Below are 11,262 nucleotides of genomic sequence, written 5' to 3' on the forward strand. Positions count from 1 at the left end.
ATAGACGTCTAATTTATGGAGTATGTGACATAAGTCTGTATCTCATAACCCCATTTGAATCTTTACGACATTAACTGTTCAGTGAGACGCAACTTTTCTCATGGGGAAAATGTCATGCTACGAAGCGACTCATGCACTACATTCAGCAACCTGCGACCACTCTAAGGGAAGCGCTAGAGCAGCGGTGGCGACGAATTGATCTCGTTAGAAAAGCGAGAAGAAACTGTCATGATGAGAAGAGGCTCGCCGCCTGTTTTAGTGAAGCGTTTGAAACATCATGACCTAAAGCGGAGAGGTAACAGTTCTTTTCAGAATCCCACTGTAAGCACAGCCCTAATGTTTACCTGCTTAACGCTCACATGCTTTTAGACTTAATATGTCGCAATCTGGGGGCAAGGATTTAAGATATGTTTTTATTCGCTAGCCCTCGGAATGTCTGAAAACCTGACTAACTTTAAAATTGAAGCTTTCTGATAGAGAGGAGTTTAGGTTTTGCTATAAAGCCAAAGCCTGTTATTGGCGTAGCCCGCCATGACGACGGGTTAATCCGGCAACAAATCGAATTCAAGCCTTTTCACAACGCCAATGACGGCGCTTTCTTCTGTCAGCTCTATTGGCTTGTAATCGGGGTTCAGCGACATCAAGTATTGGTTCGGGCCGTCAACAACCAGCTTCTTAATAATGGCCTCTTTTGAACCTTTCAGCCCGACAACCACAACCATACCGCTTACCGGGGTGATGTCGGGGTCAACGACCACAATGGCTCCCTCAGGAATGGACGGCGTTCCATGCGGGTTCGCCATGGAGTCACCCACCGCTTTCATGGCGAAGGCGTGCGGTCCGACAACGACACTGATCCCGCGCCAGGCTATCGCGTCCTTATGGTGGAACGTATTCGCGATCTCCTTCCACACACGAGCTTGCTGGGGTGTAATTAAGGGCACTTTCCCAAGGCTGGCGTAAGGCTGGTAACCCGCTATCTTTTCATCTCCGGCCCTCTCCGCCTTCCCGTAAAGCAGCCAGTCCGGCTGGCAACTGAGCGCCGAGCAAAGCAAGTGAAGATTCTCGCCTCGGGGAGAGGTTTCCCCCTTTTCCCATTGGGAGATGGTGACGTGCGAAACCCTCACCATCTTGCCCAGGCGACCTTGAGTTAATCCGAGAAAATTCCGCCTTTCTCGCAGGCGCTGTCCTAAGTCTGTCATGAAAGAGATCTTAAGCGATATTGACGAAACATATCTTTAATGTTCAAATTTATCAAATCTTAAATTCATGAGAAAGGAATGTCGATGAGAAAAGCAGACGCCGTTGCCTATTTCGGAGGCAAATCAAAGCTCGCCAACGCGCTGGGCGTGGCTCCCGCGTCAGTGTCTCAGCGGGGCGAGTTTCTGCCAATGTTACGCGCCTATCAGGTTGAGCGCATGACTGGCGGAAAGTTAAGAGTTCGGAAAAGAGTGGTGGCCCAGATCGGGCGGAGAGTATGAAGACGGAGAAGGAAATCAGTATGACGGCGCAATCTAATGAAATGGGTAATGTGGTGCCTTTCAGAGCGCCGCAGGCGTCGAGTGAAGCGCCACCGGAGTCAACAGGAGCGCCACAGGAGGCGAGCCCTATCAAAGCCGATTTGGACAATGGCTACACGCGCGTGGCCAATGAGTTGCTCAACGCGCTGGCTCGCATCGATTTAAGCGGTCGGGAATTCAAGATTGTTAACGCGGTGATGCGTAAGACGTTTGGCTTCAACAAGGCGATGGACTGGATTTCGCTGGAGCAGCTCGTTGAGATGACGGGCATTTCCCGGCGTCACCTTCCGTCTTTAATCACGGGCTTGGTGCGTGCGAAGGTGATACGCCGGGAGGGGGAGTCCAACGTAAAAAAATATGCGGTCAACACTCGCCTGGGCGAGTGGGATTTATCACTCAAAAAAGGCGAGAAAAAAGACGATCCAGAGAATCCAGCACCAGCGACCGAGGAAGCGAGCGCCCCGGATTCGGGAGCAATAAACCCGGATTTGGGACGAAAAAAACCGGATTCGGGTGCGGAGCTGTTCCCGGATTCGGGAAGAATAAACCCGGATTCGGGGGCGGATGTATCCGAAAAAGGGGGTATTCGTCCCGAATTAGGGGACCACAAAAGACATATAGACATGAAAGACATTGTTACAAAAGACATAGCGCGCACGAAGGGCCCTACCCGAGCGCCGGATGATTTCGACATCACCGACGCGCTGTTCGCCTGGGCGATCAAAAACCAGATCACCACGGACCTTGCCATCGAGACCGACAAGTTCCTGGACCACCACCGGGCCAAGGGAACGAAATTCCAGTGCTGGAAATCCGCATGGCGTAACTGGATGCGCAACAGCATGAGGTTTGCGCCAAAGCCAACCCGTCAATCGCACCTCAACGAATACGGCGCAGCGGGCAACAGCACAGTGCCTGGGGATGTTTACGGATTTCACGACACAAGTTGGGCGGATGATTTAGGGATATAACCATGGAAACAAAACCCATCGGATCACAGCAAATTCAAGACGCAATCAGTCGAACGGTACGCCGATGCGACACGCTACAGCATGCGGCCCAACGTAAAGCTTATGGACAGTCTGAGGCGGCCATTTCCAAGCAGGCGGCGGAGGTTGTCAATCGCCTGTTCACGGAGCTTAGCGGGATATTCCCGGCTTGGAAGTACGCCTTTCCAGACCATGAAGTCATCCAGCAGGCCAAGAAAGCTTGGACCAAGGGCTTCATCGAAAACGGAATTCTCACTATGCAGCAGGTTCAAGTGGGGTTGGTGAGAGCGCGCAGACTGAATACTCCGCACATTCCCAGCGTGGGTCAGTTCATCGCATGGTGTAAGCCGACAGCGGAAGACCTTGGGCTGATGCCGGTGCAGGCGGCCTACCGTCTGGCGTGCGAGGGGGGTCAGAAGCTCGAACACAGTGACAGCCTTGCCCATCTGGCCGTGCGCATTGCAGCGAGGGAAACGGGCTGGTATGAGCTTAGAACACGTCTGGAAAGCGAAATGCTGCCGCTGTTCACCCGCAATTACGACATCGTCTGTCGCCGCGTCATGAACGGAGAGGACATCCAGGCGGACATCCCCAAGGCGCTGCCTGAGGAGCCCGTTAAAGCCTCTCGCCCGGTTCCGAAAGAGGAGGCCCGCCGGAGGATGGCGGAGTTGCTGAAATCCATCTCGCCCAACTAGGGCAAGAATGAGAGTCCCTGGATATCTGCTTTCTGGGAGTAGGGCGGTAGCCAAAAAAGCGAAGTGGGAACAACAGAATATTTTTAGAGAATTGATATGAACAGAACGATGAATGAAACGCCGTGGCTGTTGGAGCAATGGGCTCAGTGGTCAAAGATGGATGCAAGCCTGGGCTATTCGTCATCAACGCCCTTTTCCCGTTTGAACGGCAGCGCGACGCGTTCCCCCGTTATCACGGATCAGGAAGCGGCGGCGGTGGATTTGGCGGTGTCCAAACTGCGGACGCGGGATGAAGAGATGGGAGAGGTCGTGCGGCTGTATTACATGGCGGGAGAGAACCTGTCTTATGTCGTCAGACGCATGCCGAAACTGGATCGGCGCAAGGCGGACCTGCTGGTTAAGTCGGGCGTCGCCTGGATCGACGCTACGCTTTACTCACACACATTGCAGTGACAGGAGAGAAGGGAGCTGTAGGAAACGATGGCGGGCTAAGTGTGTAGCGTCCTCTAACTATTTCGTATGGCGTATTGTGCGGGACCATTGAGTTAATTAAGGTTCCGCCTTCACTCCCACACTTTTGGACCGCTACCGTGACAGACTCCAGACAGGACTTTATTTGCGACATGCTCAGAACCTTCGCCAACGAACACGAGAAAGGCGGAATACGGGATCTGTTAATGATCACGCTGCGTGCGCTGGAGCAGGTCACAGACAACGAAGAAGACATGCTGCAAGCGCTGATGGCGGTGATCTGCGCCACCGATTGTCTGGATGAGAGCGAGGTTATCGCCGACTTGGCGTTCGCCTCGCTGATGGCGGTGATGAATGCGGTGACAGATCGCTGTCCAAGCCCCAACCGGTTGGCGGAAATTAGCATCTGGGTTGATGAACAACTTGGGCTTGCGTTGGAAGCCGGCGTGGACACGATGAGGCTGCGAAGAATCATACAATGCGCCACCTACGCCAGACTCGAAATCAGAGAAGACGTGATATTTCGGATTAACGAGAAAGAAGTGGAAGACAGCCCGCCGTTCATTGGCGTTCCCACGACCGAATCGATGGCGAGAGCCATCCTGGAGCTGGTCGAGATTAATGGCTGTAAAACCGAGTGGGATTTGCTGCAAGTGTTGACCCATCTGGGAGCGCAAATGCCCGAAGGCGCGACGGCATTGTATGTGCCAGCGCTGTTAGACCTTGAAGCGCCCTGGCGCGACTGCGCGGCGTTGCTGGCCATGGACCCGATCAGGAAAAACCGACAGAGCGCCATTGAAGCCTGGCTGTCGCCGGAGTGTCAGACGCTTGCCAATGAAACGGACCTAGCCCGGCTGGTGGCTGCCCGTAAATGGCTGCCTGAGGAGGATAGAGAGCTTATAGATATCGTGGTTAAGGGATTGCAGCGCCTTCGTGTGGGCGGCGCTGTGACGCCTTCCAGCAAGGCGGAGATACTAGGGGGCTATGTCTCCCCATTTGATTCTCAGGGGGCGTTCTATGCCGTCCTGGCGCTGCGTCATGAAGACGCCTGGAAGATCTGGAGCGCTCGCCTGCAACAGGGCGTTGGCGTCACCAAGGGCGGCGTGCTGGTATTTCCAGATTTCGAGTCGCTCGAACATCACATTGAGGGCGGCAAACACCACTTTCACCTTGGCGAACTCTCCCTTTTCACCCTGCAAAAAATCATTCGCCACTTCCTGCTGAAAAACCGCGATTCGGGAACGCTACCGGCGCCAGAGCTGCTATGGCTGATCAGCCATGTCGAAGGGGAATGGTCGTTGCCGGACGCCATCAATATGGAGGGCATCATAGAAATGCTGACGGATGCGGGAGAACTGCCTGCGGACCAATGGGACTTTGCGCAAGACATGCGCAGTCTGACGCAACCTTGGTTACGGTCGGAATGGACAAACGAGCGCCCAACGAGTGAGGCGCTAATCCTTGAATATCTGGAGCCGCAACGGGAAAGCTGGCTGGAGCGTTGCGCCCTTTTGGCTTGCTTCCTTCATGAGCGCAAAGGAAGACGCAAGGAGATTGAGCTGCTGAGGCAAGCCGCCGCCAGCATCGCCTCCGGCAAACCGTTGATAAACGTTTCCCTTATACGGGAAATGGCGGAATCCGCGTTTCATTGGGAAGGAGCGCCAGTCCAGTGGCATGATATGCCGTCCGAGATAGCGAAGACAATTCGGCGGCAAATTTATTAACACTCGGAATCAGTGATAAGACTCCACAGTAGAGGCCTAACCCACTCAAGCATAGGAAAAGTTTGTTCAGTCACTGAATAAACGAAACCACGGAATTATCGTTAACAAGGACAGGTAGATGCTTTACAGCTTTCTTTGCGCCACTCTATGGGCCTCGACAGGAATTTTCGTTAAGTATATTGATGGTCTGAGCGTACCGCACATTATCTGGGGGCGTTTTCTCATCGCCTTCTTATTCGGGCTTCTCTTTGTTCAAAGCAGAGCCAAGTTTCAATTTACGCCTCTCCAGCAACGCTCATACAGCGAATATGCATTAGCCTTGATGATGACCGCCTATTATGTACTGGCGACTTATTCGTTCTTTTACGCGCCTGTCGCCGTGGCGGCGCTGCTTATTGCACTAGCTCCTTTATTCACATTTTTGCTACGGCTGTTTATCAAAGGTGAATTCCATCGCAATGAGTTACTGGGCTTTATCATCGCCTTTTTGGGACTCATGCTTTACTTCTACGGCAAGGACTATGCTGGAGAGGGATACAGTACGGATGCGATAATACTGGGAGGCGTCTGTGCGCTCAGCGCCGCTATTTTGAGGGCGGCCTTTTCGTTCATTGTTTGGGAGAGCGTTGGAAAAGGACGCTCCGTAGATGCCGCTAATATTAATAACAATACGCTGCTATTGGGCGTCATTTTGTTGAGTCCTGCGCTCTTTTTCCAGAGCGTGTCTGGCGCTATTAAGCACCTAAACGAAATTAATCTTATATTCCTGTCCAAACTTTGACAGGATGTCGTTCACTGACTCTTTCAGCCTGTCGAAAGTCTCATACGAATCCAAAGGCAGCCAGCTGTACTTCACCTTTCGCCACAAGATCTCTATCAGGTTTAGCTCCGGTGAATATTTCGGCAAATAGATCGGCCAGATGCCTTTATCTATCCAATCCAACCTATGTCGGCGAAACTCCGCAGAGCGATGTATGGAGGCGTTGTCCAGAAGCACCACGGCTGGCTTAAGCGGATCTTTGCTCTCCGCCAGCTTATTAAAAAGCGCTACGACTTTGGCGGAGTCCACCCGCTCCTCTGTGGCATGGAATATCAGCTTCTGGCGGCGACTCATAAACCCCAGAACGTTCAGTCTCTTATTGTGTGGATAGGATTTCATTTGCGTCGGCTTCCCCACAGGGCTCCAGCCATAAGGTAAGTTGGAACGCTGACTGAAGCCTGATTCATCAAAGTAGTAAAGCTCGATTTCGCCTGCATCCTCCCAGGATTGAAGATCTTTCACAACGCCCTGAAACTGGCGGAAGGCGACTTCATCCCGAAGCGCGCGCAGCGAAAAGCGGAATCGCTTGAAGCTATACTTTGATTTTTTTTAAGTTCCGTTTAACGGTCTCCAGACTAGCGCTTTTTCCAGTTTCTTTCTCCAGACGTATCTGGACGTCTCGTAGTTGTTGGGGCTGCTCGTCAATCCACTTACAAACCTTTTCTTGTTCCTGCTCCGTGTAAATGGGCGGTCTTCCCGGGGAGGCGTCGCTAATGAGGCCGCATATTCCCATGCTTTCCCACTGCTCAATCCAGATCGAAATGGTGTTGCGGTGGAAGTCGATAATGTCGGCAATTTTATCGATTTTATACCCCTTATTGCTGAGCAGTATGGCGTGACAGCGAATACGGAAGCGGGAGCTCGGGCTGTAGCGAAATCCATCGGTAAGAGTCTTTATTTCAGCGGGCTTAAGATGATTGACGTACTTCACGGTGCAAAATATGATCAGATTGAGTGGTCGTAAGTCGCCTATTTTATTAGAAAATTTTTATTTTGCTACTTACTGCCCCTAATATTTCTTATCTACTTGGTCTTGGCGTTATCGCCACCTTTGTCCCGAATATGCTGAACAACCTATCGTCTATGAAGTTGAATCCAACGGTTCACAACATAATAGGAATGTCTACGCCCATCTCCGCAAGCATTATGGCCTGGATATTTTTAGGGGAAGAGCAGGATGCGCTTGCTTTGATTGCTATGCTGGTCACGGTTTCAGGAATATTTCTATCTATGAGGACGCCTGTAAAGAAGCCCGTGGCGGCAACTGAACAGGCTTAATAAGTGAGAGCAACGAGTCTCTTAATGCTTGTTGCTCACACTCCCAAACCGTACTTGGCCATCGCATATACTTTGATATTCCCAGCGGTATATTGCTGAAATTAAGTGGGCTATACTCGTTATTCAACTCGTAATAGATGAGCTTGATAGTCAACATTAAACTGTTAGTTCACCGTATAAAATTTGGGGATAAAATGAAAAAAATAAATGCGTATGCGAATACTCTGGCCGAAATTGAAGCCCTCAAGAAGAAGCTTGAGGCGCTTGAAAATGATGAAGGCCTGAAGAAGAGCCTGGAGTTCAAGAAGAAGCTGGAAGACTTAATGTCCAAGTATGGAGTCTCACGGGATGAAGTGATCAATCTGCTTGGCGGTGGCGGGAAAGCGGCCTCTAAAGCGTCGGCGTCCGACAAACGTCGCGGCACTCGTCCGTTAAAAGTATATAAGAACCCAAAAACTGGAGAAACGGTAGAGACTCGCGGCGGAAACCACAAAGTGCTGAATGAGTGGAAAGAAAAATACGGTAAAGAAAAAGTTGAAAGCTGGTTAGTCTTTTAATCCAGCCTGAAAGCTCCAAACCCATTCTAGATTTAACGCCTCTTTCAAAGGGGCTTTATTCCTTGAATACTTTTCATGCTTTGTCCTGAAGAACCAATGAGAATAGTAATTGCATCTACTCTCGTTTTGGTCACGCAGATCATGGAGAGGTGGCAATCTCGGTTTACCACTTGCCTCTTGGTCAACTTTTCGAAGCAATAAAACTCCGGCTCTGTATGTAATGGGTCTGCTGGAGAGTTAGATGTGAATAACCTCTTATTATTGTGGCGAAAAAGGAAAATATTTTGATAGAATTTAATACAATAGATTTCGATTTGCTTATAACCATTATTGATGGTGCATCGTATGCAATTTTGGTAGGTCATTATGCGCAGGTTTATCCTTAAATAAAGCAGTAGGTGAAGAATGGACCCAAAATCTCTGATCAGAGAACTAGAAAACCTCCCAGCTGATTACGCTGAGTTTGGAGGTAAGTTGTCTGAAGTTTATCAAATGTTTATTGATTGCATTAATAAATGTGTGGCCTCAGGCAGCCTGAGCTTATTTAAATCCGAATTCAGTGAATTCATCTACTCTTATTTTTCGAGACTAGACCCTAAAAAGATAGAATTGTGTTTTTTGGAGTATGAGAATAATCTCCTTGAAAATTTAGATAAGCTGTTTTTACAAGAAGAAATACAGCACCGTAGATATCCAGTAGATGCTATTTATTTGTGCTATAACCCTGGGTTGTATTATGTAAGCTCGGTTCTTTGTGGTTGTAGTGAATATTCACAATATAATCATGACTGGATTGGGGGATTCTATCATGATACCGGACAAATCGAAGTCGCTGAGGAATTGTTGTGTTGGAATGATTTAGGGTTAGAATTTGATGCATATTCGAAAGATCATGAAATTGCTCGGCTTTTTGTCTATATGATGGTTCTTTGGGCAAGTTGTCGTGCAATAAAAAACTCAAAGTATTGTGAATTTCCATTTTCTTTTTCATGTCATGATTCTCCATGTGACATAATTGATATCTCTTATAGAAGTAGAATCAATTTGATATAGTCTTGTGATATTTATGCTAGGGATACTCTAAATAGATTGTTTGCTCCAAGTTGGAAGAATAAAAAAACGAATCAGTTCGTTTCAGGCTGGAAAGTAAGGGTTTAGGTCGTAAGATGATGATTAAAAATAGATTGTTGTGTTATTTGTCTGTACTACATTGTGTTTTTTTTCAATTCCATCTATGGCCTTTGAAGCCACAGAAACTGTTTCAACATCTATAGAATCTCTACCCAATCCAGTGGAAGGCAATCAATACCACAAAGACATTGTAAATGCTTGGAAGCTTGTTCATGATGATCAGTACTCAAAGGCCTTTGCAATTGCTGATGAGATGACATCAAAGATTGAAGAGTCTTTTAACAAGAAAGTCAAGCAATATGCCTTTAAAACGGAAGCTGAGTTTGAGGAGTTTATTGCTAGCGATAAAAAAACAGTTCAGAGAATAGATTGGTATTATACGGAAGCGCTTCGAATTAAGGCATATATATATTCTTCAAATCGGTATTTTGAAATGGCTTTAGCGGAGCTTAATAAGATAGATAGTATCGCTCCAATCTCCGCTGGAGCCAAAATAGAAAAAGGATATATATTTAGGTCAATTGAATGATTTTGCTCTGGCCCATAAAACCTATCAGGATGCTCTTTTTCTTGCTAATAGATACTCAAGTCAGTCTATGTTTAAAGCTGCGGCGCTGCGCGGTATAGGGTTTATTTTGATCGAAATGGAAAGGCTTGATGAAGCGGAAGAAGCTCTGCAAAAATCCTTGATAATTGAGCCAGACAATGATGTGGCCATTAATGAATTGGAATATATAAATGAACTTCGTGGTCCATAAATATAACAGATATTTTACTTTCAGGGCAGATTGATGATTATGTTCTGCGCTTATAAATTATGGGATCAGTAATGATAGCCGAGAGCATTTACACAAACAGCGATAACTTTACGGCCTTTCCTGAGCCGGGTGATGTCTTTGCGAGTGATTTTGAAAAGTCAGTAATGCTGCCTTTGGCTATGTATAGGCCGGAAAGGTTTAATGAGGAAATACTACTGGCAACGCCTTTCGGTGACAGTGAGGGGCTGGTTGGAAAAGAAGACCTTAATGAGTTCATCGGAGAGGAATGGTATTCCTACTCGAAGGTGGAAGATAAATGGAAGCTTGATTGCACCCCTGAGGATTTAAGTCCATTTGAGTATAACTTCCGAGGGACGAAAGCAGAAACCCTAAAAAGCTACCTAGAAACAAAGAAGAAATTGATAGAGTTTGGGAGCTTACCCAAACCCTCAAAATGTACATCACCAGGTGGAAATTACCCTTTGTTTATCCCAAAGGAAGAAATTTCCAGCGGCTCGAATTGGTTTGCGAGTTTAAGCAAAAGAGTGCCTTTCAGGTTGCTTGACCAGACCAGTGAGTATAGCTCCAAGTTAGCCATATTTTATGATGGGTCTGGAAATGCTTATCAATATTTAGGTTATCTGTATTCAGATGTGTATACACGTTGTCTAAACCCTCAACTCCATTTCTTGTATTGTGCGCCTACAAGACGTGTTCTGGTTGGCCTGGAGTTCTACTGAGCATAGGGGGATGAAGTCATGATTCCTGAAGAAAAGCTACCTGTTTTATTTGACGTACTGAGCTGGAGCAAGTGCGAAGCAGGGCGTCCCACCGAAAGCAGTATTGAGAAAATCAATGCTCATTATGAAATCACTCTCCCTGCGTCGTTAATTAGATTTATGCAGGCCAGCAAATACTATGCAGATTCTCTTTGTCTATTTGATGAGAGCTACCAGTCTTGGAATCACATCATTCGAGCAAACAGCTATTATAAGAATATTCGCAGAAGGAAAGGCAGGCGATGGTGTTATGTGATGCCAAGGCATTTCGTATTAATCAAGGCCGGTCATGACTCTCGTAACTTGGTTTTAGATAAGTCGAAGTATGATCCAGTAACTGGTGAGTATGGCCTTCAATACTGGTTTCCGGGCTATGAAATTGAGTTTGGTGATTCATACCCTGACTTTAATACCTATATGAGATCATTGGTTGAGTTCTTAATTGCAAGAGCTGATGAGGAGACGCAAGCTCTATGTCAGGCGATAGTTGGAAGCGTCGGCTCCTCTGAGGAGGGGGGCGGGTCAGATCTCTAATACCTG

16 protein-coding genes are annotated in these 11,262 nt (G+C 47.9%); 13 read left to right on the plus strand and 3 right to left on the minus strand.

Annotated features, from left to right (window positions below):
- Nucleotides 1–542: 542 nt before the first annotated feature.
- Nucleotides 543–1,202: a S24 family peptidase gene (locus HCH_RS02725; protein ID WP_041598382.1), complete on the minus strand. Its 660-nt coding sequence runs from the start codon at nucleotides 1,200–1,202 to the stop codon at nucleotides 543–545.
- 84 nt (nucleotides 1,203–1,286) lie between these two features.
- On the opposite strand from HCH_RS02725, the gene HCH_RS02730 reads away from it, so the two are divergent.
- The 6 genes from HCH_RS02730 to HCH_RS02755 all read left to right on the plus strand — a co-directional run bounded on the left by HCH_RS02730 (nucleotide 1,287) and on the right by HCH_RS02755 (nucleotide 6,180).
- Nucleotides 1,287–1,481 carry a Cro/CI family transcriptional regulator gene (locus HCH_RS02730; protein ID WP_011394576.1) on the plus strand — a complete coding sequence of 65 codons (195 nt, stop codon included), beginning with the start codon at nucleotides 1,287–1,289 and terminating at the stop codon, nucleotides 1,479–1,481.
- Entirely contained in the window at nucleotides 1,478–2,491 is a 1,014-nt protein-coding gene (locus HCH_RS34535) for a replication protein (protein WP_049780820.1), read from the plus strand. Before HCH_RS02730 ends, HCH_RS34535 begins: the two co-directional genes overlap by 4 nt.
- A gap of 2 nt (nucleotides 2,492–2,493) precedes the next feature.
- The gene (locus HCH_RS02740; RefSeq protein ID WP_011394578.1) at nucleotides 2,494–3,204 is read left to right on the plus strand and encodes a replication protein P; all 711 of its coding nucleotides are present in this window, start codon (nucleotides 2,494–2,496) and stop codon (nucleotides 3,202–3,204) included.
- A 96-nt stretch (nucleotides 3,205–3,300) separates the two neighbouring features.
- On the plus strand, nucleotides 3,301–3,657 hold the full coding sequence (locus HCH_RS02745) for an antiterminator Q family protein (RefSeq protein ID WP_011394579.1): 357 nt from the start codon (nucleotides 3,301–3,303) through the stop codon (nucleotides 3,655–3,657).
- A 137-nt stretch (nucleotides 3,658–3,794) separates the two neighbouring features.
- A complete protein-coding gene (locus HCH_RS02750) occupies nucleotides 3,795–5,399 on the plus strand; it encodes a hypothetical protein (protein WP_148212450.1) in 1,605 nt (534 codons plus the stop codon).
- Between the two features lie 118 nt (nucleotides 5,400–5,517).
- Nucleotides 5,518–6,180, plus strand: a complete 663-nt coding sequence (locus HCH_RS02755) for an EamA family transporter (RefSeq protein WP_011394581.1) — start codon at nucleotides 5,518–5,520, stop codon at nucleotides 6,178–6,180.
- Here HCH_RS02755 and HCH_RS02760 read toward each other — a convergent pair.
- Nucleotides 6,142–6,729 carry an IS630 family transposase gene (locus HCH_RS02760; protein WP_148212451.1) on the minus strand — a complete coding sequence of 196 codons (588 nt, stop codon included), beginning with the start codon at nucleotides 6,727–6,729 and terminating at the stop codon, nucleotides 6,142–6,144. The two genes, HCH_RS02755 and HCH_RS02760, sit on opposite strands and share 39 nt — an antisense overlap.
- A 22-nt stretch (nucleotides 6,730–6,751) precedes the next feature.
- Nucleotides 6,752–7,150, minus strand: coding sequence for a helix-turn-helix domain-containing protein (locus HCH_RS02765; RefSeq protein ID WP_011394583.1), 399 nt, complete (start codon nucleotides 7,148–7,150; stop codon nucleotides 6,752–6,754).
- A 62-nt stretch (nucleotides 7,151–7,212) separates the two neighbouring features.
- On the opposite strand from HCH_RS02765, the gene HCH_RS02770 reads away from it, so the two are divergent.
- The 7 genes from HCH_RS02770 (at nucleotide 7,213) to HCH_RS02795 (ending at nucleotide 11,256) form a co-directional block, all read left to right on the plus strand.
- Nucleotides 7,213–7,497, plus strand: coding sequence for an EamA family transporter (locus HCH_RS02770; protein WP_011394584.1), 285 nt, complete (start codon nucleotides 7,213–7,215; stop codon nucleotides 7,495–7,497).
- A gap of 194 nt (nucleotides 7,498–7,691) precedes the next feature.
- Nucleotides 7,692–8,054 (plus strand): histone-like nucleoid-structuring protein, MvaT/MvaU family, encoded by a 363-nt coding sequence (locus tag HCH_RS02775; protein WP_011394585.1) that lies wholly within the window; start codon nucleotides 7,692–7,694, stop codon nucleotides 8,052–8,054.
- Nucleotides 8,055–8,459: 405 nt separating this feature from the next.
- The gene (locus tag HCH_RS33525; protein ID WP_011394587.1) at nucleotides 8,460–9,107 is read left to right on the plus strand and encodes a hypothetical protein; all 648 of its coding nucleotides are present in this window, start codon (nucleotides 8,460–8,462) and stop codon (nucleotides 9,105–9,107) included.
- 181 nt (nucleotides 9,108–9,288) lie between these two features.
- Nucleotides 9,289–9,714, plus strand: a complete 426-nt coding sequence (locus HCH_RS02780; protein WP_148212453.1) for a hypothetical protein — start codon at nucleotides 9,289–9,291, stop codon at nucleotides 9,712–9,714.
- Complete coding sequence (locus HCH_RS02785) at nucleotides 9,707–9,943, plus strand: tetratricopeptide repeat protein (protein WP_011394589.1); 237 nt, start codon at nucleotides 9,707–9,709, stop codon at nucleotides 9,941–9,943. The genes HCH_RS02780 and HCH_RS02785 overlap by 8 nt, the downstream gene beginning before the upstream one ends.
- A 71-nt stretch (nucleotides 9,944–10,014) precedes the next feature.
- Nucleotides 10,015–10,683 (plus strand): hypothetical protein, encoded by a 669-nt coding sequence (locus HCH_RS02790; protein ID WP_011394590.1) that lies wholly within the window; start codon nucleotides 10,015–10,017, stop codon nucleotides 10,681–10,683.
- Nucleotides 10,684–10,701: 18 nt separating this feature from the next.
- Nucleotides 10,702–11,256, plus strand: coding sequence for an SMI1/KNR4 family protein (locus HCH_RS02795; RefSeq protein WP_011394591.1), 555 nt, complete (start codon nucleotides 10,702–10,704; stop codon nucleotides 11,254–11,256).
- The last annotated feature ends 6 nt before the right edge of the window (nucleotides 11,257–11,262 follow it).

Source organism: Hahella chejuensis KCTC 2396 (assembly GCF_000012985.1).
Classification (GTDB): Bacteria; Pseudomonadota; Gammaproteobacteria; order Pseudomonadales; family Oleiphilaceae; genus Hahella; species Hahella chejuensis.

What these genes read in the sequence shown, in the direction of transcription:
- HCH_RS02740 (WP_011394578.1), top strand. Translation starts at nt 2,494, where the DNA reads ATGGAAACAAAACCCATCGGATCACAGCAAATTCAAGACGCAATCAGT.
- HCH_RS02730 (WP_011394576.1), top strand. Translation starts at nt 1,287, where the DNA reads ATGAGAAAAGCAGACGCCGTTGCCTATTTCGGAGGCAAATCAAAGCTC.
- HCH_RS02745 (WP_011394579.1), top strand. Translation starts at nt 3,301, where the DNA reads ATGAACAGAACGATGAATGAAACGCCGTGGCTGTTGGAGCAATGGGCT.
- HCH_RS02795 (WP_011394591.1), top strand. Translation starts at nt 10,702, where the DNA reads ATGATTCCTGAAGAAAAGCTACCTGTTTTATTTGACGTACTGAGCTGG.
- HCH_RS02775 (WP_011394585.1), top strand. Translation starts at nt 7,692, where the DNA reads ATGAAAAAAATAAATGCGTATGCGAATACTCTGGCCGAAATTGAAGCC.
- HCH_RS02755 (WP_011394581.1), top strand. Translation starts at nt 5,518, where the DNA reads ATGCTTTACAGCTTTCTTTGCGCCACTCTATGGGCCTCGACAGGAATT.
- HCH_RS33525 (WP_011394587.1), top strand. Translation starts at nt 8,460, where the DNA reads ATGGACCCAAAATCTCTGATCAGAGAACTAGAAAACCTCCCAGCTGAT.
- HCH_RS34535 (WP_049780820.1), top strand. Translation starts at nt 1,478, where the DNA reads ATGAAGACGGAGAAGGAAATCAGTATGACGGCGCAATCTAATGAAATG.
- HCH_RS02725 (WP_041598382.1), bottom strand. Translation starts at nt 1,202, where the DNA reads ATGACAGACTTAGGACAGCGCCTGCGAGAAAGGCGGAATTTTCTCGGA.
- HCH_RS02790 (WP_011394590.1), top strand. Translation starts at nt 10,015, where the DNA reads ATGATAGCCGAGAGCATTTACACAAACAGCGATAACTTTACGGCCTTT.
- HCH_RS02780 (WP_148212453.1), top strand. Translation starts at nt 9,289, where the DNA reads ATGGCCTTTGAAGCCACAGAAACTGTTTCAACATCTATAGAATCTCTA.